The organism is Lysinibacillus composti (genome assembly GCF_016908465.1).
GTDB lineage: Bacteria > Bacillota > Bacilli > Bacillales_A > Planococcaceae > Ureibacillus > Ureibacillus composti_A.
In genome coordinates this window covers 164,802-188,993 of record NZ_JAFBDY010000007.1, presented here as the reverse complement: position 1 = coordinate 188,993, position 24,192 = coordinate 164,802, and the positions used below count along the sequence as shown (strand labels likewise).

At 35.9% G+C, this 24,192-nt stretch carries 19 protein-coding genes, 16 tRNA genes and 1 rRNA gene; 25 read left to right on the top strand and 11 right to left on the bottom strand.

Annotated elements, in window-relative coordinates; translation table 11 throughout:
* The 17 genes from rrf to JOD29_RS10150 all read left to right on the top strand — a co-directional run.
* Window positions 1-95: ribosomal RNA gene (rrf, locus tag JOD29_RS10230) — 5S ribosomal RNA — on the top strand; the annotation flags it as partial.
* Between the two features lie 16 nt (window positions 96-111).
* Window positions 112-186: transfer RNA gene (locus JOD29_RS10225), tRNA-Asn, on the top strand.
* Window positions 187-194: 8 nt separating this feature from the next.
* Window positions 195-286: transfer RNA gene (locus tag JOD29_RS10220), tRNA-Ser, on the top strand.
* Window positions 287-307: 21 nt separating this feature from the next.
* A tRNA-Glu gene (locus JOD29_RS10215) sits at window positions 308-382 on the top strand.
* A 24-nt stretch (window positions 383-406) separates the two neighbouring features.
* A tRNA-Val gene (locus JOD29_RS10210) sits at window positions 407-482 on the top strand.
* A 41-nt stretch (window positions 483-523) separates the two neighbouring features.
* Window positions 524-598 (top strand) — tRNA-Met (locus JOD29_RS10205).
* Between the two features lie 3 nt (window positions 599-601).
* A tRNA-Asp gene (locus tag JOD29_RS10200) sits at window positions 602-677 on the top strand.
* Window positions 678-685: 8 nt separating this feature from the next.
* Window positions 686-761: transfer RNA gene (locus JOD29_RS10195), tRNA-Phe, on the top strand.
* 31 nt (window positions 762-792) lie between these two features.
* Window positions 793-868 (top strand) — tRNA-Thr (locus JOD29_RS10190).
* 7 nt (window positions 869-875) lie between these two features.
* Window positions 876-959: transfer RNA gene (locus JOD29_RS10185), tRNA-Tyr, on the top strand.
* Between the two features lie 7 nt (window positions 960-966).
* Window positions 967-1,040: transfer RNA gene (locus JOD29_RS10180), tRNA-Trp, on the top strand.
* 22 nt (window positions 1,041-1,062) lie between these two features.
* Window positions 1,063-1,138 (top strand) — tRNA-His (locus JOD29_RS10175).
* Between the two features lie 37 nt (window positions 1,139-1,175).
* Window positions 1,176-1,251 (top strand) — tRNA-His (locus tag JOD29_RS10170).
* A gap of 35 nt (window positions 1,252-1,286) precedes the next feature.
* A tRNA-Gln gene (locus JOD29_RS10165) sits at window positions 1,287-1,361 on the top strand.
* Between the two features lie 5 nt (window positions 1,362-1,366).
* Window positions 1,367-1,441 (top strand) — tRNA-Gly (locus JOD29_RS10160).
* Window positions 1,442-1,448: 7 nt separating this feature from the next.
* A tRNA-Cys gene (locus JOD29_RS10155) sits at window positions 1,449-1,522 on the top strand.
* A 43-nt stretch (window positions 1,523-1,565) separates the two neighbouring features.
* Window positions 1,566-1,647 (top strand) — tRNA-Leu (locus tag JOD29_RS10150).
* Window positions 1,648-2,057: 410 nt separating this feature from the next.
* On the opposite strand, the gene JOD29_RS10145 is transcribed toward JOD29_RS10150, so the two are convergent.
* The 3 genes from JOD29_RS10145 to JOD29_RS10135 all read right to left on the bottom strand — a co-directional run bounded on the left by JOD29_RS10145 (window position 2,058) and on the right by JOD29_RS10135 (window position 5,026).
* Window positions 2,058-3,350 carry a TRAP transporter large permease gene (locus JOD29_RS10145; RefSeq protein ID WP_124764573.1) on the bottom strand — a complete coding sequence of 431 codons (1,293 nt, stop codon included), beginning with the start codon at window positions 3,348-3,350 and terminating at the stop codon, window positions 2,058-2,060.
* A 20-nt stretch (window positions 3,351-3,370) separates the two neighbouring features.
* A complete protein-coding gene (locus tag JOD29_RS10140; protein WP_124764571.1) occupies window positions 3,371-3,871 on the bottom strand; it encodes a TRAP transporter small permease in 501 nt (166 codons plus the stop codon).
* Between the two features lie 81 nt (window positions 3,872-3,952).
* Window positions 3,953-5,026, bottom strand: a complete 1,074-nt coding sequence (locus JOD29_RS10135; protein ID WP_124764569.1) for a TRAP transporter substrate-binding protein — start codon at window positions 5,024-5,026, stop codon at window positions 3,953-3,955.
* Between the two features lie 832 nt (window positions 5,027-5,858).
* Here JOD29_RS10135 and JOD29_RS10130 point away from each other — a divergent pair.
* The 3 genes from JOD29_RS10130 to JOD29_RS10120 all read left to right on the top strand — a co-directional run bounded on the left by JOD29_RS10130 (window position 5,859) and on the right by JOD29_RS10120 (window position 9,096).
* Window positions 5,859-6,863, top strand: a complete 1,005-nt coding sequence (locus tag JOD29_RS10130; protein ID WP_124764594.1) for a 2-hydroxyacid dehydrogenase — start codon at window positions 5,859-5,861, stop codon at window positions 6,861-6,863.
* A 92-nt stretch (window positions 6,864-6,955) separates the two neighbouring features.
* Complete coding sequence (locus tag JOD29_RS10125; protein WP_124764567.1) at window positions 6,956-7,612, top strand: GntR family transcriptional regulator; 657 nt, start codon at window positions 6,956-6,958, stop codon at window positions 7,610-7,612.
* Between the two features lie 176 nt (window positions 7,613-7,788).
* Window positions 7,789-9,096: an aminotransferase family protein gene (locus tag JOD29_RS10120; protein WP_124764565.1), complete on the top strand. Its 1,308-nt coding sequence runs from the start codon at window positions 7,789-7,791 to the stop codon at window positions 9,094-9,096.
* An 84-nt stretch (window positions 9,097-9,180) separates the two neighbouring features.
* On the opposite strand, the gene JOD29_RS10115 is transcribed toward JOD29_RS10120, so the two are convergent.
* From JOD29_RS10115 to JOD29_RS10100, 4 genes are all read right to left on the bottom strand, one after another.
* The gene (locus JOD29_RS10115) at window positions 9,181-11,769 is read right to left on the bottom strand and encodes an FtsX-like permease family protein (protein WP_124764563.1); all 2,589 of its coding nucleotides are present in this window, start codon (window positions 11,767-11,769) and stop codon (window positions 9,181-9,183) included.
* Window positions 11,766-12,449, bottom strand: a complete 684-nt coding sequence (locus tag JOD29_RS10110) for an ABC transporter ATP-binding protein (RefSeq protein ID WP_124764561.1) — start codon at window positions 12,447-12,449, stop codon at window positions 11,766-11,768. The genes JOD29_RS10115 and JOD29_RS10110 overlap by 4 nt, the downstream gene beginning before the upstream one ends.
* 152 nt (window positions 12,450-12,601) lie before the next feature.
* Complete coding sequence (locus JOD29_RS10105) at window positions 12,602-13,606, bottom strand: sensor histidine kinase (protein ID WP_124764559.1); 1,005 nt, start codon at window positions 13,604-13,606, stop codon at window positions 12,602-12,604.
* 1 nt (window position 13,607) lies between these two features.
* Window positions 13,608-14,291 (bottom strand): response regulator transcription factor, encoded by a 684-nt coding sequence (locus JOD29_RS10100; RefSeq protein WP_124764557.1) that lies wholly within the window; start codon window positions 14,289-14,291, stop codon window positions 13,608-13,610.
* 156 nt (window positions 14,292-14,447) lie between these two features.
* Here JOD29_RS10100 and uvsE point away from each other — a divergent pair, with 156 nt between their 5' ends.
* Entirely contained in the window at window positions 14,448-15,401 is a 954-nt protein-coding gene (gene uvsE, locus JOD29_RS10095) for a UV DNA damage repair endonuclease UvsE (RefSeq protein ID WP_124764555.1), read from the top strand.
* Window positions 15,402-15,470: 69 nt separating this feature from the next.
* Window positions 15,471-15,626 (top strand): hypothetical protein, encoded by a 156-nt coding sequence (locus JOD29_RS10090; RefSeq protein ID WP_192894220.1) that lies wholly within the window; start codon window positions 15,471-15,473, stop codon window positions 15,624-15,626.
* A gap of 296 nt (window positions 15,627-15,922) precedes the next feature.
* On the opposite strand, the gene JOD29_RS10085 is transcribed toward JOD29_RS10090, so the two are convergent.
* Window positions 15,923-16,777 (bottom strand): LysR family transcriptional regulator, encoded by an 855-nt coding sequence (locus JOD29_RS10085; RefSeq protein ID WP_124764553.1) that lies wholly within the window; start codon window positions 16,775-16,777, stop codon window positions 15,923-15,925.
* A gap of 137 nt (window positions 16,778-16,914) precedes the next feature.
* Between JOD29_RS10085 and JOD29_RS10080 the strand changes: the two genes are divergently transcribed.
* A complete protein-coding gene (locus JOD29_RS10080) occupies window positions 16,915-17,883 on the top strand; it encodes a DMT family transporter (protein WP_124764551.1) in 969 nt (322 codons plus the stop codon).
* Between the two features lie 222 nt (window positions 17,884-18,105).
* On the opposite strand, the gene JOD29_RS10075 is transcribed toward JOD29_RS10080, so the two are convergent.
* Entirely contained in the window at window positions 18,106-19,089 is a 984-nt protein-coding gene (locus JOD29_RS10075) for a diaminopimelate dehydrogenase (protein WP_124764549.1), read from the bottom strand.
* Window positions 19,090-19,489: 400 nt separating this feature from the next.
* Between JOD29_RS10075 and JOD29_RS10070 the strand changes: the two genes are divergently transcribed.
* The gene (locus JOD29_RS10070) at window positions 19,490-20,617 is read left to right on the top strand and encodes a glycerate kinase (RefSeq protein WP_124764547.1); all 1,128 of its coding nucleotides are present in this window, start codon (window positions 19,490-19,492) and stop codon (window positions 20,615-20,617) included.
* Between the two features lie 199 nt (window positions 20,618-20,816).
* On the opposite strand, the gene JOD29_RS10065 is transcribed toward JOD29_RS10070, so the two are convergent.
* Window positions 20,817-21,068 carry a hypothetical protein gene (locus JOD29_RS10065; RefSeq protein WP_124764545.1) on the bottom strand — a complete coding sequence of 84 codons (252 nt, stop codon included), beginning with the start codon at window positions 21,066-21,068 and terminating at the stop codon, window positions 20,817-20,819.
* A gap of 47 nt (window positions 21,069-21,115) precedes the next feature.
* Window positions 21,116-22,660, bottom strand: a complete 1,545-nt coding sequence (gene pruA, locus JOD29_RS10060) for an L-glutamate gamma-semialdehyde dehydrogenase (RefSeq protein WP_124764543.1) — start codon at window positions 22,658-22,660, stop codon at window positions 21,116-21,118.
* A gap of 179 nt (window positions 22,661-22,839) precedes the next feature.
* Here pruA and JOD29_RS10055 point away from each other — a divergent pair, with 179 nt between their 5' ends.
* Window positions 22,840-24,183: an AAA-type ATPase lid domain-containing protein gene (locus tag JOD29_RS10055; RefSeq protein ID WP_124764541.1), complete on the top strand. Its 1,344-nt coding sequence runs from the start codon at window positions 22,840-22,842 to the stop codon at window positions 24,181-24,183.
* Window positions 24,184-24,192: the final 9 nt, after the last annotated feature.

Genomic DNA, 24,192 nt, shown 5'->3' with positions numbered 1-24,192 from the left:
GTCACACCCGTTCCCATACCGAACACGGAAGTTAAGCTCTTTAGCGCCGATGGTAGTTGGGGGCTTCCCCCTGTGAGAGTAGGACATCGCTAGGCTTATAAATAATAATATTCCGAAGTAGCTCAGTGGTAGAGCAACCGGCTGTTAACCGGTTGGTCGTAGGTTCGAGTCCTACCTTCGGAGCCATGCTTCTTGGAGAGTTGTCCGAGCGGCCGAAGGAGCACGATTGGAAATCGTGTAGGCGGGTAACACTGTCTCAAGGGTTCAAATCCCTTACTCTCCGCCAGATAATACAACATTAGTTTTTGGCCCGTTGGTCAAGTGGTTAAGACACCGCCCTTTCACGGCGGTAACACGGGTTCGAATCCCGTACGGGTCACCATTTAAAATTTAGATTTATCCAGTTGGAGGATTAGCTCAGCTGGGAGAGCACCTGCCTTACAAGCAGGGGGTCGGCGGTTCGAGCCCGTCATCCTCCACCATATAAAAATATGGTACAATTAAATTATAGTAATAGTATTATCGCGGGGTGGAGCAGTGGTAGCTCGTCGGGCTCATAACCCGAAGGTCGCAGGTTCAAATCCTGTCCCCGCAACCAAATGGTCCCGTGGTGTAGCGGTTAACATGCCTGCCTGTCACGCAGGAGATCGCCGGTTCGATCCCGGTCGGGACCGCCATTTTAAATGGGTCGGTAGCTCAGTTGGTAGAGCATTAGATTGAAGCTCTAAGTGTCGGCGGTTCGATTCCGTCCCGACCCACCATTTTAAAAACAATAATAAATTTTTATAAATTGCCGGTTTAGCTCAGCAGGTAGAGCAACTGACTTGTAATCAGTAGGTCGTGGGTTCGATTCCTATAGCCGGCACCATTTATTCGGAGGGGTAGCGAAGTGGCTAAACGCGGCGGACTGTAAATCCGCTCCTTCGGGTTCGGCGGTTCGAATCCGTCCCCCTCCACCATTTTCATAGGGGCATAGTTCAACGGTAGAATAGAGGTCTCCAAAACCTTTGGTGTGGGTTCGATTCCTACTGCCCCTGCCATTTATATAATAACTTAATTATGGCGATTGTGGCGAAGTGGTTAACGCACCGGATTGTGGTTCCGGCATTCGTGGGTTCGATTCCCATCAGTCGCCCCATCCTTAACTTAAGTTATTTAAAAAATATGATATAATGGCGATTGTGGCGAAGTGGTTAACGCACCGGATTGTGGTTCCGGCATTCGTGGGTTCGATTCCCATCAGTCGCCCCATTTAATTCATAATTATTAACTTTCAATCATATTATTGGGGTATAGCCAAGCGGTAAGGCAACGGATTTTGATTCCGTCATGCCCAGGTTCGAATCCTGGTACCCCAGCCATTCATGCGGAAGTAGTTCAGTGGTAGAACACCACCTTGCCAAGGTGGGGGTCGCGAGTTCGAACCTCGTCTTCCGCTCCAAAATAACGGCGGCATAGCCAAGTGGTAAGGCACGGGTCTGCAACACCCTTACCACCGGTTCGAATCCGGTTGCCGCCTCCATATTTTTATTATTCGGTATTACCGAATTTTTTTTCTTTTATTTGCCGGTGTGGCGGAATTGGCAGACGCGCACGACTCAAAATCGTGTTCCTTCTGGAGTGTCGGTTCGACCCCGACCACCGGTATCTTTGTTTTAAAAAGTGTAATATCAACGTTTAAACGTCTCTACGATATGTAGGGACGTTTTTTTGCTTATTACAGGTAAAGTTTACTCGCCAAAATATAGTTAAATCGTGTGTATTACCTAAAAACTTTACTTTATAAAGAGGGAAGAAGAGTTTGGATGAATTGAGAATGAATTTTTTTGAAGTCTTTTATTGCTTCATCATCACTATACGATAAACGCAATTTACGACTGCTTCATATATTTTTATGTGCTTCCTTATTAGGCATCCGCACAAGCGCTTACGGAATTGGCTAAGGAATTACAAATATTAATTGCCAAGTTTAAATACTAATATTATAGAAAAATTCAAAACGCACAAAGGCTAGAAAAAGTAGCATTTGTGCGTTTTTCAGTTGCCTAGGCATTTTATTAACCACCAGTACCACCTATAAGGTTAGGTAAAAACATAATAAATGGCTCTGCAAACATAAAGACAAATAACAATAAGATTAAGGCAATGGTAAATGGAAGGGTTGATTTAGCAACTTGTTCCAAAGTTAATCCACTAATAGCACTCGCAACGTTAAGGTTATCTCCAACCGGTGGAGTTAAGAAGCCAATTTCTGCTGCTAAGATCATGACGATTCCGAAGTGCACCGGGTGCATTCCTAATTCCGTTACAACAGGTAATAAAATCGGAGCTAATAAAATAATGCCTGCTAACGTCTCCATAAACATACCTATAAAAACAAGTAGGAGCACGATTGCACAGAGAATAACCCACGACCCTACAGGTAGAGATGTTAAATAATCTGCAATTAATACAGGAATTCTCTCAATCGTAAGAATTCGACCATAAGTAGAAGCAGTCGCTATAATAATAAGAATTATTCCAGAAATTAAAGTTGTTTGTTTAAATAAATTAACTGAATCTGACCATTTAATTTCCTTATAAATAAATATCCCTAAAAACGCACTATAGGCCACTGCAATACCTGCTGCTTCTGTTGGAGTAAATACTCCTCCGTAAATACCACCTAGTACAACAATCGGCATTAATAGTGTCCATTTTGCTTCATTAATATAATTTAAGCGCTCTTTCCAAGTAGCTTTTTTTCCCGATCCAATAAAACCTTTCTTTTTTGAGATAAAGTAACTTAACGACCAAAGTAAAGCTGCGATAAATAAACCTGGTACGACACCAGCAATGAATAAATCGCCAATAGAAGTGTTTGTCGTGATACCATAAATTATTAATGGAATACTTGGTGGGATAATAATTCCGAGAGTACCAGCAGAAGCCACTACACCCGAACTAAATCCGGCATCGTACTTTTCTTTTACCATTGCTGGAATCATAATTCCTCCGATTGCTGCAACCGTAGCAGGGCCCGATCCACTAAGTGCGGCAAAAACTGTACAAGCTAAGATTGCAACTCCGGCAAGCCCCCCTGTATAGTGACCAACAAATGACTTTGCTACATCAATTAGTCGTCTAGAAAGACCCCCATGTTCCATAATTAACCCTGCAAAAACGAATAATGGTACCGCCATTAAGGCATAAGAATCTACTGTCGTAAACATACCTTGAGCAATGAACTGCAATGGCATCTTTTCAGTGATAAATAAAGTTAAAACAGAGGAAATACCAAGTGCAAACGCAATTGGAACACTAAGAAGCATTAAAATAATAAAACTTCCAAATAAAATTAGAGTAGCCATACTCTCACCCCCTTATTAAATTAATGGCTTTCTTTAAATCTCTTTAATTCAATAAAGCTATTGATAATATGTTGGGAAACTCTAAATGTCATTAGTAATGCACCCAGGGGTAATCCAAGGTATACAATATACATAGGAATTCGGTTAGCAGGTGATACTTGTCCTAAATTAAATTGATTAATTACTGTTTGAATACTATAGTAATCTACAAATAGTAGAAAGGCGATCCAACAAAATAGGGCAATGATTTTAAGGATTTGGCTATAAACTGGAGAAATTTTGTGGAGTAAATAAACTAAGAAGTTGAATTTAACATGTCGTTGGTATCTTACCGCGTATGCAGCACTTGTATAAACAAACCAAACAAATGCATATCTTGATAATTCCTCCGACCATGTCAATGACTCATTAAAGATATAGCGCATGACAACTTGGAAAACGCATAAAATTGAAAAGAAAATTAATAAGGTTGCAGATAAGTACGTTTCAATATGTTCATCCAAATGCTTATAAAGTTTCAATAAATTTGCCTCCTTTACAAAAAAATTCACACCCAGAATTTAGTGACTAAGTTCTAATATTCTGGGTGCTAGTTTTGAATTTTATTTTATAGCTTCTAGGAATTTATCATTACCAGTAGCCTCAAGTAATTGAATTAACTTCTCTTTATCAACTTCATCTGCATGCTTTTCATAAAACGGTACTGCAGCTTCAATCCATGCATTATATTCTTCTTCAGATAAATCTCTAAAAATAGCACCTTCTTCTTCTAGTTTTGTTCTTAGCTCAGCATCAAGGTCACTATTTAATTCTCTTAAATATTTAACAGAATCATTGATAGAAGATTGAATAATCTCTTGGTCTTCTTTAGATAGGCTATTAAAGAAATCTTTGTTCATGATATAGATTTCAGGATCGTAAATATGACCTGTTGTTGTAATATATTTACTAACTTCATGGAATTTACCTGAGTGGATCAGTCCAAGTACGTTCTCAACTCCATCTACAACACCTGAAGATAAACCTGTAAATACTTCAGTGAAAGCTAATGGTGTAGGATTTGCCCCTACCTCTTTCCAAAAAGCAATATGCATAGGTACTTCCATCGTGCGAAGTTTCAGTCCTTTAATATCAGCAGGAGTAACGATTTCACCTTTGTTGTTAGACAAATGTCTATAGCCAAGTTCGCCATAATTTAACCCAACAAGTCCGGCTTCTTCTAATCCTTTCAATAATTCTTGACCAAATTCTCCATCAACTACTTGGTGTGCTGTCTCTGCATCTTTAAAGATAAAGGGAAAATCAAATACTTGTAATGCAGAAGAGAAGTTTGCAAGTACACCGACGGAAGGAGATGCCATTTGAATATTTCCTGCTTGTGTACTTTCTATCATTTCTCTTTCTCCACCTAGCTGACCATCAGGATAAATATCTACTTCAATTTTTCCATCTGATCGTTCTTCAACAAGTCTCTTAAATTCAAGAAAAGCTTTATGCTGAGTTGTTTCTGTTGAGACAACGTGCGCTGCCATAATTGTGATTTTATCTTTACTGCTACCACTATCTTTTGAAGCATCAGCATTCGTACTTGATGTTGAATTCTTGTTACCCGAGCATGCTACAAGTGTTAAAGCTGTAAGAACTAAAAGTAATAAATAAATCCCTTTTTTCAACATTTATGTCCCCCTTAAAATTTATCTTTTATACACTGCCTTCAAGAACTTGTCTTAATTAAGTGAAATTTCAACTACCCAAATCAAGGCGATACAAACTAGACTCATATCTTTAATCTTGGAAACCTCGCTCCTTTCAAAAAGTGTATAAATGTTTGAGAGTAGAAAATATAAATATACCTAGTACCTGGTTTTGGCACATAGTTTAGTACTTGATAGTATTCTGGAGGAAAATGGGGACTTACTTCTTATCAAGTTTGATAAGAAGTGAAAAAAGTCGATTGTCGACGAAACTAGTACTTATAATTATTAATTAATGTAATGATTTATGGAATTCAACATTCACTAATGTTATTTATACGAACTAGGACCACATCATTAGTACTTCTGGATACATACTTCAAAGGTTTAAGAAAAATACATTATGAGGAAGAAGTATTGTTACTTTGGATGCATAATACAATATTTAGTCTATTCCGATCATCATATTTTCAGTATTATAAATTTTTATTAATTTCCCAAAGTACGGATTTTTAATAATGAACGTTGTAATCATCGGGGTAAATATATGAAAGATTTTTTATCTATTGCCTATTAAATTTATAGACTCGTGCTTGTTTTCGTTTCAATAGGGTATAGGTTAATATGTGACAATAGATTAATAGTTATCATATGTCGCAAATCACTAGTTATTCGCATATTTGTGCATTATCAGTTTATATGTTCACAAGAATTGATAAATAATTAAACACTTTTTAAAAATTTGCTTAATAATAATTTAAAAAATAATCATATTGTCGACGATTGAAAATAAAATAAGGTGGAGGGAACTATGATGAAAAAAAGGATTATTGCCTTTAATCGAGTGGAGAAGCCGGTATTAGATGAATTAAGTAGCAACTATGATGTGAAGTTTTTTAAAGATATAAATACTAAAACAGACCAAGAGTTTTTAAACTTCTTAGAAAAAACAGAAGGAATTATTGGACTAGAATTAGAGGTAGATAAAGAGCTATTAGAAAAGGCACCTAACTTAAAAATAGTTAGTAATGTATCAGTTGGTTATAACAATCTGGATTTAGAGGAATTAACAAAGAGGGGAATTATGGCAACGAATACACCAGACGTTTTAACAGATACTGTGGCTGATACGGTATTTGGTCTATTACTCTCAACAGCAAGGCGAATTCCGGAGTTAGATTATTTTGTTAAGTCTAGACAATGGAACGGAGCATTAGAAGTTGAACACTATGGAATAGATGTACATCATAAAACTTTAGGCATTATAGGAATGGGGAGGATCGGTCAAGCAATCGCTCAACGTGGTAATCTCGGTTTTAATATGAATATCTTATATCATAGCAGGTCAAGAAAGCCCGAAGCCGAAGCAAAATTTAATGCTACTTATTGTAATTTAGATGAATTACTAAAACAATCTGATTTCGTTGTACTCATTACACCATTAACGGAAGAAACAAAAGGTCTAATTGGTCGAAGGGAATTTCAACTAATGAAAAAGTCAGCCATTTTCATAAATGGGTCGCGGGGAAAAACGATAATAGAAAAAGATCTTATAGAAGCATTAGTAAATGGTGAAATTGCTGCAGCAGGACTCGACGTTTTCGAGACCGAACCAGTTGAACATGACAATCCTTTATTAAACATGAGAAATGTCGTGACACTTCCTCATATTGGTTCATCAACATTTGAAACAGAGTTAAAAATGTCGGAACTAGCAGCAAAAAATCTTATTGCTGGACTAAATGGTCAAAAGCCACCTTCATTACTTAATCCAGTGGTTTGGGAAAATATTAAGCCAGTGGTAAGTAAACATAATTAAAATTAAGCTATTCACTATAAATGTCGACAATCGACGAACTGAACATGGACTATTGTTAAGCCTTGGTAGGAAAGGAGGGTTTACTTTTAGTTATGAATAGTTCTATCAAATCAGAGTTACTAGGTGAACTCGTTGCAAATGAGATAAGAAAGAGTATATGGAGTAAGGAACTAGAATTTGGCCAGAGATTAATTGAAAACGACTTATCTGAAAAATATGAGGTTAGCCGAAGTACGATAAGAGATGCGCTAAAAATTCTTGAATTTGAAGAATTAGTCATAAGTAAGCCTAGAAAAGGCACCTATATAGCTCAATTTACTAATAAAGATTGGCGAGAAATAATTGAACTTAGAACAGTCGTAGAAGCATATGCTTTCATTAAAGCACTCCCAAATCTAAATCGAGAACGGCTTAATGAATTAGAAGCAATTTTAGAAGATATGCGCATTAATTCAATTAATGGAAATTGGAAAAATTTATTTGACCTTGATATGAAGTTTCATAGTTACATTGTAAACTTATCCAGAAATTCTAGAGTTATTAGAATCTATGAATCAATTCAAGTTCAAATTAGAACCTTTCTCGTTAATCTTGACCAATACTATTCAAGTCACCAATCATTTTACGAAGAACAAAAAGAATTATATGACACTTTATTGACGAAGGACCCTGAATTAATTGATAAAAAGATTCGGGTCCATATTGAATATGTAGAGGGTAAATTACTTTTAGCTCAGCAGGATACATGATTAATAAGATGTGAATGCAAAATTAAAGTACATTGATGGAAACTACTATTTATACTTTCTATCGTCCACCTATACCTACTCTTGAGCAATGTTAAGTACTGTTACACGTTTTTTAAAATCGTTTTGTAGTGTTACTTAAAAGATTCACTGAGATAAAAAATTTAGGGGGATAAAATATGTCACTTTCACCGAAACAAAGTTTAAAAGAAGAGTTAGTGGAGTTAGACAAAAAGCATTTAATTCATCCTACTTCTAATATGAAACAGCTTCAAGAGAATGGGCCAACTTTCATTTTCACTGAAGGTGAAGGGATTTATTTAAAGGATATAGAAGGAAGAAAGCTAATTGATAGCCTTTCATCTCTATGGAACGTAAACATTGGACACGGGCGTAAAGAACTTGCAGAAGTCGCGAAAGAACAAATGGAAAAACTCGCATTCACATCCATTTTTAATAACTGGAGCCATGAACCAGTTATAAGACTTGCTGCTGAGGTTGCAAAATGGACACCTGGTGATTTAAATGCAACATTCTTTACTTCTGGTGGTTCGGAGTCAAATGATACGGCATTTAAAACAGTTCGTCACTATTGGAAGATTAAAGGTCAGCCAGAGAAAAAGAAAATCATCTCTCGAAAACTTTCTTATCATGGCGTTGCAATGGGGGCAACAAGTGCAACGGGGATTGAGCAATTTCATACATTTACAACGTCACTCGCTCCAGACTTCCACTATGTCGATAGTTCAGTAGATTCACTAAAAGAACTGATTGAAAAAGAAGGTGCTGATACAATTGCGGCATTTATTTCTGAGCCTGTTCAAGGATCTGGTGGAGTAAATCTTCCTCCTGAAGGATATTTCCAAGAAGTGCGAAAAATTTGTGATGAAAATAATATCCTATTTATTGCCGATGAAGTGATTTGTGGGTTCGGTCGTCTCGGAACAAACTTTGGTATTGAACAGTTCGGTGTAATCCCTGATATTATTACAATGGCTAAGGGGATCACAAGCGGATACGCTCCATTAGGTGGTATGGTTATTTCTGAAAGAATTCAAAAAGAACTGATTGATAAAACGGAAGGAAACTTTTGGCATGGCTATACGTATAGTGGTCATGCAACTGCCGCTGCTGTGGCACTAAAAAACTTAGAAATTATTAAGAATGAAAAGTTAATTGAGAATGTTAATGTCGTCGGAAAGCAAATGCTTGAAGGGTTTAAGTGGATCCAAGAACAAAATAGTAATGTAGACAATGTGCGCGGAATGGGCTTACTTGGAGCGATTAGTTTAGAAAAAGCATCTAACTCAGCTGAACCAATCGGACCAAAAATAGTGGCTAAAGCTCTTGAAAAAGGACTTATTTGCCGCTCTGTAATTTACGATGGGCAAGACACTCTTGCGTTCGCACCACCTTTAATAATCAATACAAATCAAATGGAAGATATGATTGCCATCGTCAATGAGTCTATTCAAGCAGTAAAATAAAATGGCAAAATGCGCAAGGCAATAAGCAACAATCTATACTTATTTTAAAACGCGATTAGCTTAACTGCTAATCGCGCATTTTTATTAAATACTTTCCTGCTTCAGACTATCAATTATATTTTCGTTTTTAACTTTTGAAATCGAATAGAGCATCGCAGCCCCTACAATTAAGAAAATCATGATAATCACAAATAGGATGCTCATCCATGGAAGAGTAAACTCATATTCAAAAGTATAATTAGTAGAGCGATGAATCCCAAACATGACGAGCACGCTTATTGGAAGTCCATATAATAATGCCTTCACCCCATAAAAAATACTTTCATAGCGAATCATCTTATTAAATCCTTTTGGGGTCAATCCAACAGAGCGTAACATCGCAAATTCACGTTTTCTTAGTGCAATACTTGTTGAAATAGTATTGAAGATATTCGCAACGGAGATTAAAGAAATGAGCGTAATAAACCCATAAGTGAAGACGGATAAAAATAAAATGATCTGTTCTTCCTGTTGTCTTTGCTGTTGAACGTTATAAACGTATATATCCATATTTTTTTGATCTTCAATCACTTCTTGTGTTGCCATCGGATCAGATGAATTTAAAATAACATAAGTAGTCTTTTCTTCTGATGGGATACTAAATTTGTCCATTGTTGTTTCTGGGACAATAATGTTAATGCCCCCTAACGATGCGGTTTGAATGCCCATTGGAATTTGGTCAGTAAGGGCGCCGATTTGTACACTACTCATAAATTCTCTTGTAGTTTCATCATTCTCCATATCCCCATAAGTTGTAGTATATAAGTCGATTTTGTTGCCAACTTCTGTTTCAATAGCTTCGGATTCAATGAATTTTCCAGTAGCGTAGTCTTGATAAGAAATCTGGTCAATGACAATGGCTAATGGTGTGTCATTCTCTAAAAACTCATCTGCGTCTACTCCGATCTGCTCAGCAAATGCTATAAAGCTATCTTGATCTAAACCACTTAGAGCAGCATAAAAAGGGTACTTTCCATCTTCAAGATCTGAATCGTTCTCTTGAATTTGTGATTTTAATTGATCTGGAAGTTCGTCTACTCCAATAAGTGCATTCAATTGCACTTCTTCGATCATGCTGGAATTAGTGACATAATCTAGCTTAGTATAATCGACTAATTCATCCTTTCCTAATTTGCTACTCATTATTTGTATATCAAATTGAATATCATTTTGCGTCATTTCGAGTGATTTTTTTAGACTTTCAGTAAAATAGCTAACTGTTAAAAATAGGACAATACTAATTACTAGTGAGAATAAGGTTGCTAAATATCTTTTTCTATTTCTTTTAACATTCTTCAGCCCGATTTCACCTTCAAGCCCGAATAATTTTCGTACAAGAATGGATGTTTTTACGTTTTTATCTGATAACTTAATATCGTGTGTTTGACGGATTGCATCAATTGCTGAAATCTTAGATGCTTTTTGTGCTGGAATATAAGTAGAAATAAAAATTGTCACGATAGAGATGACAATTGCAATCAAGATGGAAGCTGGCGTAGCAACTAATTCTAGTTTTTCAGAAACTCCGAGTGCACCTTGTAAGGATGTATTGATAAACATAAAGGTAATTCCTATCCCTGCAATCCCTGCTAAAATCCCAATAGGTATACTGATAGCGCCAATCACTGCGCCTTCAAAGAAGACGGAATTTCTTTTTTGTTTTTTTGTTGCACCAACACTCGAAAGCATACCTAAATGTCTTGAGCGCTCGGATACACTAATGGCAAACGCATTATAAATTAAGGCTACAGAGCCAATGATAATAACTCCCATAACAATGGCAGCCAGTGAAAATAGTGTTGAGCGTAAATCATCATTATTCGTAACCCCATAGTATCGAAGTAATTCACTATTGTAATTCACTTTTTCAATTCCATGGGTTTGAGCTAATGATTTGGCATGTTCGAAGAGAGATGTTTTTATATCTCTTAGCACAACAAATGCATCAACTGTATCTGATTGACTGAGTGACTTTTCATCAACATAGCCAATAGCAGTATAACCAGGTGACCATGTGGGTTCCCAAGTAGGTCGTTCAATAATCCCGACAACTTTAACAGCTTTGTTTTCATTAATTTTTAATTCTTCATTAACTAAATCATCTAACCGTTGAAGGGGGTCATTTTGCGTTAGCGTTATTCCTTCTGTTTTATGCACTCTCTCACCGATATCAAACGAAAGTTGGTCTCCAATTTTGAAATCTATGTTGGCATTACTTTTAATGGCTTCAGAAATGGCAATCTCATTTTCATTGCGCGGCAGTCTTCCTTCAATAACTTCAATCGGAAAATGCTCCATACCGCTTGGATTATAGTTTTTCAAGTAGATATATGGTTTGAATTCATTGTTTGAGTCTTCTAACACTGCATAGCCATCATTAGAGAGAATGAGGGATTTGGTATTACTGTCCTCATCAATTGCTTGAATTTGGTCTAAAGTGACATCATTATATTGAACATGCCATTCTCCACTTTTGTTGATTTCGACTCGGGCAAGCAAGTCTAAAAAGGAAACACCAAGTGTTGAAACTGCAGTAATCATTGCTACTGAAATGATGACTCCGATGATTGTTACAAGTGATCTTCGTTTGTTTTGTTTTAGATGTCTAATTGTTACTTTATTGATAATATTCATGGTCGAATCACCTCGTCTTTAGCAACCTTGCCATCTTCAATTGAAATGATGCGGTCTGCTTGTAAGGCGATGCGCTCGTCATGGGTAATGACAATAAGCGTTTGATTGTATGTTTTATTAAACATTTTTAGTAGTTCCATAATTTCTTCACTATTTTTGCTATCCAAGTTGCCAGTCGGTTCATCTGCAAGTATGATTGCTGGATTACTAATTAACGCTCGCCCAATGGATACACGTTGTTGTTGACCACCTGAAAGTTGGTTGGGAAGGTGGGAGAGTCTTTGGTCTAATCCTAAAATATCCACAATTTTATTAAACTGAGCTGGATCTACTTTTTGTTCATCTAAAAGCATAGGCAACGTAATATTTTCTGCAACCGTTAAAATTGGAATTAGGTTATAAAATTGATAAATCAAGCCAATCTGTCTTCTTCTAAAAATAGCTAGTTGTGTTTCATTTAAGTCATAAATATCTGTTTCATCAATAAGGACTTTTCCTCTTGTTGGGCGGTCAACTCCACCAAGTAGATGTAATAGAGTAGACTTCCCTGAACCAGATGGGCCAATAATACAAACAAACTCACCCTTCTTTACTGAAAATGAAACATCATGAAGTGCCGTAACAGCTGTTTCACCTTTACCATAAACCTTTGATAGATTTTTAACTTCTAATATATTCATGAGATTGCCTCCATAGTTTTTTAATTTAAGGTCAGTATATCTAGTCAGCATGACTTTAAAGTGACTTCAAAGTGACAATTTATTCACTTTAGTCGTAAGGAGGGAAGAGTTCGAAGGGCGATATGGCAAACGAAAAAAGCAGGAACGATTACTCAAATCACCTGCTTGTAAAACTTAATATGAAATGTAGTTCCAACATCTACTTCACTTATCACTTCAATATTGCCTTTTTGACTTGTAATGATACTATGCGCCATAGCTAGACCAATACCTACACTACCGTCACTAGCATTTTTTCCTTTGTAAAAGCGTTTGAAAATATGTGGAAGGTCTTCTTTAGAAATTCCTTTTCCATTGTCAGAAATAGTGATTTCTGTGTAGAGGGGATTTTCTGAAAAATGAATATCGATTTTGCCACCTTCAGCAGTGTGTTCAATACAGTTTTTTATAATATTAATAAACGCTTCTGTTGTCCACTTTAAGTCACCTATAAACGCTGTGTTATCATCGCCTTTGATATTTAAATTTTGCATTTTAATATCCATAGGAATTAATAGTGGCTCAACTGCTGCTTTAACGAGGGCACTGACCAATACTTTTTCTTTTTTAAACAAAACTGTTCCTGCATCTATTTTGGAGAGTTTTAGTAAAGAAGAAACAAGCCATTCCATACGCTCTAGCTGTACTTGAACATTTCGTGTGAATTCTTCGCGCTTTCTATTATCCAATTGCTGATCACGTAATAAATCAGTCATGACCATCATCGAAGTCAGGGGCGTTTTTAATTGGTGAGAGATGTCTGAAATTGCATTTGTTAATTTTGCTTTATCTTCGTGTAATACGGCACCTTGTTCAGAAAGCATTTTAGTTACTTTATAAATATTACTTTTTAAAAGGCTTAACTCACCTTCGTAATTATCACGGACATCTAATTGATAATTACCATTGCTAATTTGCTGTAAGTACCCTGAAAGCTTTTCAATTTCACTATACCGCCATCTGGTGAAAACTAGTATACACGTAATTAGTAAAAGCGATATTCCAAGTACAAAACTTGCAGCAATGTATGAAACAAAAATCGCTGTCAGGATAAATCCAATTCCAGTAATCAGAAAGAGGATTGTGAGTAATATTTGAATTTCTCGATTGCGAAGCAACTTAATCACCCACCTTATAGCCCAAGCCTCGAATTGTTTTAATTAACGTTGGGTTTTGCGGATCATCTTCTAACTTTTCTCTTAGTCTTTTAATATAGACAGTCAATGTGTTGTCATTAACAAAATCCCCGCCGACATCCCAAATTCGATCTAACAGTTGGTCTCTTGTGAGAACTTGTCCAATGTGGTTGGCGAAAATAAGGAATAGCCGATATTCTAAAGCAGTCAGCAATAGTTCTTTATCATCTTTATATACTTTACCTTCTGAAATATTAATTTGAACATTCTGAATTCCTATCATATTTTTCGATGGGGATTGACGATGGTAGCGACGTAGTACCGATTTAATTCTAGAAATCAGTTCACGAATTCGAAAAGGTTTAGTTATATAATCATCTGCTCCCATATCAAGTCCCATTACGACATTTACTTCATCATCAACTGCTGTTAAAAAGATGACTGGAATATCTTGTTGTTTCTTTACTAGTTCACATAAATCATAACCACTACCATCAGGTAAAGATAAATCAAATATACACAAATCAATTTCATCTATTTTTTTATGAATGACTTCTTTAGCTGAGGCAACATTATGACATAGAACAGTTTCATAGTCTTCTTGGTTTAATGAATATTCTAATCCGGAAGCTATTGTTCGATCATCTTCGACCAATAATATTTTCATTCAGTTCATCCTAACACTTTTTCTTTTAATCTTATTGGAAGTGAGAGTGCCCGTCAAAAAAACTGGTATACAATTTTGAACTACAGTATAAGCGTATGACTTAATGCTAAATCACAAACACTACTTTCATCTATGATTAATGGCTGGGGTGAAACAATGATACTTAGATTTGGATACGTCTCAACAGCGTTATCTTTATGGGAAGCATCTCCTTCTCGAACGTTAACATTTACAAATTGGAAGAAACAAGATGAGAATAGTAGGAAGGAAAAGCTACACCATTTAACAGAGCAAAATTTAAAAAATACCATTCGAATTCTTCATTATAATATTGCACATGGTATTGAACTGTATCGAATGTCATCCTCACTTGTACCACTTGCAACACATCCAGAGGTAAAGTGGGATTTTGTGTCGCCTTTTAAAGAGCTTTTTAACGAAATCGGGACATTGGTTCGTAAACATCATTTGCGTGTTAGTTTTCATCCCAATCAATTTACATTATTTACGAGTCCGCAAAGATCTATTACGGAAAATGCGATTATCGATATGACTTATCACTATGAAATGTTAGAAGCAATGGGATTACATAAGGACGCTAACATCAATATTCATGTTGGTGGGGCGTACGGGAACAAAGCAGAGGCGCTAGCAAGGTTTCATGAAAATTTCATTTTGCTCAATCGCGATATTCGCATGCAAACAACGCTAGAGAACGATGATAAGACATATACCGCCGAGGAAACACTGCAAGTTTGTGAACAGCAAGGTATTCCAAATGTTTTTGATTATCATCACCACATTGCTAATCCGGGAGAAGAAAATTTTGAGGATTTACTACCAAGAATCTTTGCTACATGGGATGGTACTGGTAAGGTTCCTAAGTTTCACTTATCCTCTCCTAAGTCCGAGAATTTGATTCGGGCGCATGCGGATCACGTAGATGTTGATTTTGCATTACCCTTTATAAAAGCATTAAAGGCTCACGGAAAATCAGCAGATATTATGATTGAAGCAAAAGCGAAAGATGAAGCAGCTTTAAAGTTTGTGGAATCTTTAGGGAAATTTCGAGGATTTAAACGGATAAATGGCGCTACGATTGAAGTTTAAGCATAAGTTTGATGACATGAATAGTATCAATTTCTTATCTCATAATAAAAGAACGAGGAGGGATAAATCATGGCAAAAAGAACAAAGAAAAATGATGCGCAGCAAAAGAACAAACAAGGATTTAATGCTAGTAAGCAGGACTCTGAGTTTTCAACTGAATTTGGTAGTGCCAAAGCCAATCAGGCACATAAGGAGAAAGCAAAAGAAATCAGAGCAAAATATTAGTTACTTAGGCATGTTGAAGGAAAAGGATTACTTTTTAAAGGACTAAACAGGCATATGTTTAGTCCTTTTAATTTTGTGAAGTAGTAGCTAAAATAACTTGAAATCTACACCTTTACGACATAATGCGAAATTTATACGAAATATTTCCCGAGAAATGTTTGATTTTGTTAATAAGCAGAAAATATTGCGAGGCACAAACTCCATATTATTTGCGTGATATGCTAAGAGTAAAGTGATAGTACGAGTTACACTATTCCCCGAGTTAATCTATATAAACTGTCAAATCACCCTGCTATTCATAATTTACTTAATTCAATAGTTTCAATAAACTTTTCGATTGTTGGTGTTAAGAAAGTATCGTTTCTCCTAACAAAGACAGTTTTTATTTTACTGTATTTATCCGGTAGTTTATGAAATCGGATGTGCCCATTATTTTCCAAAAGTTCAACTTCTGACTTTGGTACGAATGCAATGCCAAGTCCCATAACAGTACTTCTTAGAATTGTTTCTAATGTACCGAATTCCATTATTTTTTTTGGAGTAATGTTTTGATCGCGATACCATTGTGCTAGGCGTGCGCGGTAACCACAACCTTTGCTAAAACATAAGATCGGTTCCTCTTTAATTTCCTCTAGAGTGGATGCATGGGAACTAGAAATTAAAACGAGTTCCTCTTGAAATACTTCATGGGACACTAAGTCGGGATGAAAGTCTAATTCTGTAATGAAAGCGCCGTCTAACTTATGATTTAATACTTCCTCTACTAAATTTTTAGTAACACCAGTAAAGATAGATACATCAACATCTTTATATTTTTTAATATAACTAGATAGAATCTTTGGTAGATGTATAACGGTTTCGACTGTACCAATTTCTAATTTTCCAGAGGGTTCCTTATTTGTTTGGACTGCTTTTTTCATTTCTTCTGTTAACGATAATATCTTCCTACTATAGGTTAATAGTTTTTTTCCTTCTGGTGTTAAGCTCATACCCCGAGAATGTCTATTAAACAAAGGTGAACTCATTTCAGTTTCTAATTTGCGTATTCTAGATGTAACATTTGATTGTACATAATTGAGCTCCTTTGCAGCTTCGGTGATCGTTCCTTTTTCTGCAACCAATTGAAATATCTCTAAGTCTTTTAATTCCATCACTTATTCTCCTCTATATATTCAGTAATTCTATGATATCACTAAAAATGATAGCGAATCATCACTATTATTCATTTTACTTGATATCGATAAAGTTAGATAATTGGATTTGTTATATATAGGGAGGGAGAAGGAAAGTGAGAAATAATGTTTTGTGGGGATCCTTTTTATGTTTTCTTGCGGCAGTTTCATGGGGAGCAATGTTTCCTGTTGCACACGCAGCCTTCAAACATATTGATCCTTTTTATTTTACAATCATTCGTTATGGAGCGGTTACAGTTATTTTGGTAGCATTGCTTTTGTGGAAAGAAGGGAAACAAGCTTTTCGATTTGAAGGAAAAGGATTACCGTTATGGTTCTTTGGTACAATGGCATTTACAATCTATAATCTTTTAATCTTCTGGGGTGAAGATATGATGGGTGAATCAGGGGTTATGGTTGCCTCAATTATGGAATCCTTAATGCCGATGATCTCCATTGTAATTGTATGGATGATTTTTAAAAAACGTCCTCATTTATTTACATTAATATGTGTAATTGTATCATTAATTGGAGCGATCTTAGTTATTACAAAAGGGGATATAAAAGCTTTTCTAAGTGCCACAAATAACTTTATTCCTACAATTCTTATATTAGTAGCTGTTATTGGTTGGGTTATTTACACAATGGGTGGAAGCGAGTTTAGCAGTTGGTCAGTTTTACGATATTCAACTTTAAGCTGTTTACTTGGAACCATTACGGCAGTGGTCATTGTAGTAGGAGCTACAGTATTTGGATATATATCAATCCCAACAAAAGAGGTTATGATTGTAACAAGTCCACATTTAATCTTTATGATTATCTTTCCTGGACTTATTGCACTGCTCGGTTGGAACGTTGGCGTAAGTATTTTATCACCAATTAATGCACTTTTATTTATTAACTTTGTTCCCGTTACGACACTCATAATCTCCATCTATCAGGGGAATAATGTAACGATTTATGATATTTTAGGAACTGTTTTTATCATTATTTCACTTGTGGCAAATAATATTTTTGTCAGAATGCAAATGAAAGGATACAAACAGCTTGTTCAAACAAATATGCGAGAACAAGTATCCCAATAAACTTTTAGTCTTGTTCTTACAGTTAATATTATAGGAAGAAGACATTTTTTAATTTATACCTATCAAGAGACGGAAAGAACTTTGCGCAGCTTATAGACTCTGGTTGCGGGTTCTGGAGGAACTTCTCTTATTAATCTGTTGCTTACGAATTACATTACTTGTTAAATCCCTATAAGATAATAAAACAACCCCCTTAAAGGGAGTTGTTTTTATAATACTTTCTTATAAATAATCTCTTCTTAATTCTTCAGGTGAGCGTGGGGAAATATAACCCGGTGCAACATCATACACCGTTTTTGCCCCAAACTGTTTTTCGTTATTTAGGCGATAAGCTGCTCTTGCGTAAGCTACTAATACGCTTGATGTAAATTCAGGATTACTGTCCAGTTTAAGTGAGAATTCGTAAATTTGCTTGTGGCCCGCTCCTGTATTTCCACCACGGATCACAAATCCACCATGTGGAGCTTTTGAGTGGTCACGTTTTAACTCTTCTTCTGAGATGAAGTTCACTTCTGTGTTGTATTCAGCAAAGTAGTTTGGCATTGTTTTGATTTCATGTTCGATTGCTGCTTGATCTGCTCCTTCTTCTGCAACAACATAGCAAACACGATTGTGCTTTTCTGCAGTTGATAGTTCAGGATTTTCACCGCTACGTACGTTTTCGATTGCATCTTCAGATGGAATTGTATATTGTACACCATTTTTAACACCGGTAACTCTTCTTACTGCATCTGAGTGACCTTGGCTAAGACCTTTTCCCCAGAACGTATAGTTTTCACCATTTGGAATAATTGCATCTGCCATGACACGGTTGATCGAGAATAGGCCTGGATCCCATCCTACTGAAATAATTGCAGTTGTATTATTTTTTGTTGCAACCTCATTTACAGACTTATAGAACTCAGGGATTTTTGCATGTGTATCAAAACTATCTACAGTGTTAAACATACTTGCAAAGTAGGGAGTTTGTTCAGGTAGGTCAGTTGCAGAGCCACCACACAGCAACATAACATCAATGTCGTTTTTATAATCACTAGCTTCTGAAATATGTGCAACTTTTACATTCTGATCATCTAAATGTAAGTGTTGCGGATCCCTTCTTGTGAAAACCGCCACTAACTCCATATCTTGTGTTTGTTTAATAGCTTCAATTGCACCTTTCCCCAAATTTCCATATCCAACAATACCAAGTTTAATTTTACTCATTTATCTATCTCCTTATTCTTAATTAGATAATTTTAGTGAGAAATGAAACTACCATTTTAGCTGATACTATTTAAATAGTAGAATCACTTCGAATTATTAGCACTCTTCTATATTATAAGTGTATTAAATATTTTCTGTAAATAATATTTGAATGATATAAATTTAATCGAAAAAAGAGATAGATTTACCTCGGATGTATAGTATCAAAACGGAATTAATAATATTCGATGCATTCTCATTTTCCTCGGATAAAAAATATTATTGATAAACTGCAATTTTATTTGCTAACTCGTATAAAAATGTACCAATCTAAAGTTAATTTTCGTATTATTCTAATGATTTTTTCCATAGTTTGTCACTATAATGAATTGTAAGCACTTAATGGGAAGGAGACTACGATATGAAAGTTGTAATAAGTCCAGACTCATTTAAAGGTACATTAACAGCACTAGAAGCAGCCCAAGCTATCGAACAGGGGATTAAGCAAGCAAATTCAGAAGTAGAGACGGTTTTACTTCCAGTTGCGGATGGCGGAGAAGGAACGATGGACGCCCTGGTTTTAGCAACAAACGGTCACATCAATAAAGCAACTGTTCTTGATCCTCTTGGTCGTGAAATCGAGGCTTCCTTCGGTGTACTTGGAAATCAATCTACTTGTGTAATTGAAATGGCCTCCGCTTCAGGGATTACATTGTTGGATCCTGATGAGAGAAATCCAAGAATTGCCTCATCTTTTGGAACTGGACAACTTATTCGAACAGCGTTGGATCAGGGGTATAGGGACTTTATTATCTGTATCGGTGGAAGTGCGACAAATGATGCAGGTGTCGGGATGTTAAGAGCATTAGGATTACGTTTATTAGATCAAAATGGACGAGATGTACAAAAATCAATTGATGGATTATATGAAGTAAAAAGTTTAGATTTTTCTGGTTGGGATACAAGGTTGAAAGATTCTAAGGTTGCCATTGCATGTGATGTAGATAATCCGTTAGTTGGGGAATATGGGGCAACTGCGGTCTTTGGTCCACAAAAAGGGGTAAAAGCCGATGAAATAGCCTATTTTGATCAGGCACAAACTCTTTGGGCAAATGTTGTTGAAGCGGAAAAAGGAATCCGATTACATGACTATCAAGGGGCAGGAGCTGCAGGGGGGATGGGTGGTGCATTAATTGCATTCCTTCAAGGGAAATTCCATCAAGGGATTCATCTTGTCCTGGATGTCATGAAGTATCGTGAGAAAGTACAGGGTGCGCGGGTAATTATAACGGGAGAAGGAAAATCAGATCGCCAAACATTGCATGGGAAAGCACCAATCGGAGTATTACATAGTGCAAAAGAACTTGATATTCCTACAGTATTAATCTCGGGTAGTATTGATGAACATGATAAAAAAATATTAGCTCAACATTTTGAAGAGGTTGTATCAGTAGTGAATGATTCGATTACACCCGATATGGCAATGAGGGAAGCAGCTAAATATTTGTCCCAAAGGGCTTATGAAACATTTAGTAAATTAGTAGATTAAGGGGAGCTATTTGTAGTACTCGCTACAAATTAAAGGTCAAGACGTTAATGAAAAGGTTGATTAAAAATCCTGTGTTAATCTTCCTGAAATCTATACTTCTGTTAAAGGGCGCGTTTGTTTAATAATACGTATTTTATTAGTTTTCCCACTAAAAGACCTCACAAAAGTTGAAATTAACTTTTGTGAGGTTTTTTAATTATTATCTCAAGGCTGCTACTTTTGTCGTTACTTCAACGATTGCCTGAGTTTGATTCTTTAGGGATAATGCAGGGGGATCAACAATTGTTGTAAAGATTTTTGTACCATCTATATTATTGTAAAATTCAATAGCCTCTTGTTGGCACTCGAATTCATAAAAAGTTACGCATTGGTCAATATACTTAGCTATTACAAAAATAAAGATCACCTCTATACTAGAATGACTAGATTCACCTCGTACAAATTCCTCCAAACTAAGGAGCCCTTTTTGAGGAGTTTCTTCTATTATATTGTTGGTAATTAAAAAGCTTCTGAAGTAGTTTTCGCCTGCATGTGTAATGTTAAATAATCAGGACCACCAGCTTTTGAATCAGTACCTGACATATTAAAGCCACCGAATGGTTGGTATCCTACGATTGCACCTGTGCAACCACGGTTGAAATAAAGATTTCCAACATGGAATTCTTCACGAGCATATTCTAAGTTTAAACGGTTATTTGTAATGACTGCACCTGTTAAACCGTATTCAGTATCATTCGCAATATCGATTGCTTCTTCAAATGTTGCTGCTTTTGTAATGGCTACAACTGGTCCGAAGATTTCTTCTTTCATAATACGAGCAGATGGATCTACATCAGCAAATACGGTTGGTTGAACAAAGTAACCTACTGAATCATCAGCAGTACCACCAGCAACTAAACGACCTTCACCTTTTCCAATTTCAATGTACTCTGTAATTTTATTGAATGCATTTGCATCGATAACAGTAGCCATAAAGTTAGATGGATCTGTTGGGTCACCAACTGTTAATTCTTTTGTTAGTTTAGTAACACGTTCTACCACTTCATCATAAACATCTTCTACAATGACTGCACGTGAACATGCTGAACACTTTTGACCAGAGAAGCCGAATGCAGATTTCACGATAGATTGTGCTGCTAATTCTAAGTCTGCTTCTTTGTCTACTACAATTGTATCTTTACCACCCATTTCGGCGATTACACGTTTAATCCAAATTTGACCATCGTTTAAGACAGATGCACGTTGGTTAATACGTAAACCTACATCACGGGAACCTGTGAATGAGATAAAACGAGTTTTTGGATGGTCTACTAAGTAGTCACCAACTTCAGCACCAGAACCTGGTACGTAGTTAACAACACCTGCAGGAAGACCTGCTTCTTCTAATACTTCAATAAATTTATAGGCAATAACTGGAGTTGTTGAAGCTGGTTTTAATAAAACCGTGTTACCAGTTACTACTGCAGCTACTGTCGTACCAGCCATAATAGCAAATGGGAAGTTCCAAGGTGAGATAATTACACCTATACCAAGTGGGATATAGTCATAACGGTTAAACTCATTTGGACGGCTTTCCACTTTGCGACCATCTTTTAGTTCTAACATTTGACGACCGTAGTATTCTAGAAAATCGATTGCTTCTGCAGTATCAGCATCTGCTTCATTCCAAGGTTTACCTGCTTCTTTTGTTAGAAGCGCTGAAAATTCATGTTTACGACGACGGATAATAGCAGCTGCTTTGAATAAAACATCAGCACGAACCTCAGGCTTAACCTTTTTCCAAGTCTTGAAAGTTTCATCTGCTACTTGCATTGCTTTTTCTGCAAGTTCTTTAGAAGCTTTTGATACAGAGCCAATTACTTCTGTTTTCTTCGCTGGATTGTAAGAAATAATCTTATCTTCTGTTGTAATACGATCACCACCGATGATAAGTGGGTAGTCAGCACCTAATTCTGCTTCTACTTTTGCAAGTGCTTCTTCATAAGCTTCCTTATTTTCCTTCACTGAAAAATCTATAAGTGGTTCATGCTTGTATTTAATCATTATTAATCCTCCAATCGTAATATGGTGCATAATCATTTTGCACTTATTGTTTTTGTATATTAATTATGATGCAATATTTCTTGGCACATTGCAACACAAAAATTTAAATTTTATAAATATTTAAACTAATATTGTTAGTGGTACACTTATTATTAAGAGATTAATACAGGGGGCACTATATGCAACACGAAACATTACTTGATATTTATAAATTTATAGTTGAAAAAGGGGATAATGGAATCTGCGTAGTTGATAATACTGGAAAACTCATAATTTATAATAAAAAAATGCGTGAGCTACAAGGTATTAGTGATGAAGAATTCGAGAAAAGAAGAGCTCTTGAGATTGTTGGATTTAATACGGAGAAAGGAGGATTATTAAGAGTTTTACAAGATGAACAACCCATTTTGAATGAGAAAAAGACTTTTTGGAATCAAAAAGGACAAGAAGTAACTCTAATTAGTAATATTTATCCGCTATATAGTCAAGATGTCTTGGTAGGTGCGGTAGAATTTGCACGAGACATTACTCAACAAGAATATATGATGTATCAGCCACTTAGAAGATACAATGAACCTCTTACATTCGAAATTATCACTGCGATCTCAACTGAAATGAAAAAGGTAATCGAAAAGGCGAAGATTGTTGCCTATAGTAGAATGCCTGTTATCTTAGTTGGTGAATCTGGAACAGGGATAGATATGATTGCTGAAGGGATTCATCATGAACTTAAAGACAAAAATGATATGTTTATTACGCTAATTTGTAGACGTGATGAGGCGTCGGTGATAAGTCAGTTAGAAAAGTATATTGTTGAAAAAAAGAATATTACATTTTTTGCTGAACGAATTGAATATTTATCTAAGGAAGCCCAGGAGAAGATTGTAGAATTATTAGCAAATCATACAAATCATCATCACATATTTATAGCAAGTGTTGGTGAAGATCCTTTTGACCTTATCCAAAAAGGACAGCTATCTAAGGCACTTTATCGCCACTTTTCAGATATTTCTATTTACATTCCGGCACTGCGAAATCGTAAAGAAGATATCATGCCATTCGTCGAAGACTATTTTAAGCGACATAGAGAAAGTTATGGATCAGCTATTAGTGGATTATCCGATGAGGTGAAAGAAATATTCTTAAATTACAATTGGCCAGGTAACTTAAAGGAGTTAGAAGTATTGTTAGATGATATTAGTTCGTTAATAACTACTGAAAGTTTGGTTGAAGCTCATATGTTGCCAGCCCACTTCAAGTGGAAAATACAAAATATAGAGTCACCAGAGAATCAAGATATTGCTCAAAGTGATATATTTGTTGTCATGAATAAAAATGAACTAAGGCCACTAGATGTTTATATGAATGAGGTTGAGGACTATTATATTTCAAGGGCCTTGGAACTTTTTGATGGTAATGTATCTAAAACTGCAACTGCACTTGGAATTAAAAGACAGAGTTTACAATACAGAATCAGAAAATACACAGAATCAAGAAGTTCATCTGATAAACATGAGGAATAGAATTCTTTT

Coding starts and splice junctions, on each gene's coding strand:
- JOD29_RS10145 (WP_124764573.1), bottom strand. CDS start 3,350: ATGGCTACTCTAATTTTATTTGGAAGTTTTATTATTTTAATGCTTCTT.
- JOD29_RS10135 (WP_124764569.1), bottom strand. CDS start 5,026: ATGTTGAAAAAAGGGATTTATTTATTACTTTTAGTTCTTACAGCTTTA.
- JOD29_RS10130 (WP_124764594.1), top strand. CDS start 5,859: ATGAAAAAAAGGATTATTGCCTTTAATCGAGTGGAGAAGCCGGTATTA.
- JOD29_RS10125 (WP_124764567.1), top strand. CDS start 6,956: ATGAATAGTTCTATCAAATCAGAGTTACTAGGTGAACTCGTTGCAAAT.
- JOD29_RS10120 (WP_124764565.1), top strand. CDS start 7,789: ATGTCACTTTCACCGAAACAAAGTTTAAAAGAAGAGTTAGTGGAGTTA.
- JOD29_RS10115 (WP_124764563.1), bottom strand. CDS start 11,769: ATGAATATTATCAATAAAGTAACAATTAGACATCTAAAACAAAACAAA.
- JOD29_RS10110 (WP_124764561.1), bottom strand. CDS start 12,449: ATGAATATATTAGAAGTTAAAAATCTATCAAAGGTTTATGGTAAAGGT.
- JOD29_RS10100 (WP_124764557.1), bottom strand. CDS start 14,291: ATGAAAATATTATTGGTCGAAGATGATCGAACAATAGCTTCCGGATTA.
- uvsE (WP_124764555.1), top strand. CDS start 14,448: ATGATACTTAGATTTGGATACGTCTCAACAGCGTTATCTTTATGGGAA.
- JOD29_RS10090 (WP_192894220.1), top strand. CDS start 15,471: ATGGCAAAAAGAACAAAGAAAAATGATGCGCAGCAAAAGAACAAACAA.
- JOD29_RS10085 (WP_124764553.1), bottom strand. CDS start 16,777: ATGGAATTAAAAGACTTAGAGATATTTCAATTGGTTGCAGAAAAAGGA.
- JOD29_RS10075 (WP_124764549.1), bottom strand. CDS start 19,089: ATGAGTAAAATTAAACTTGGTATTGTTGGATATGGAAATTTGGGGAAA.
- JOD29_RS10070 (WP_124764547.1), top strand. CDS start 19,490: ATGAAAGTTGTAATAAGTCCAGACTCATTTAAAGGTACATTAACAGCA.
- pruA (WP_124764543.1), bottom strand. CDS start 22,660: ATGATTAAATACAAGCATGAACCACTTATAGATTTTTCAGTGAAGGAA.
- JOD29_RS10055 (WP_124764541.1), top strand. CDS start 22,840: ATGCAACACGAAACATTACTTGATATTTATAAATTTATAGTTGAAAAA.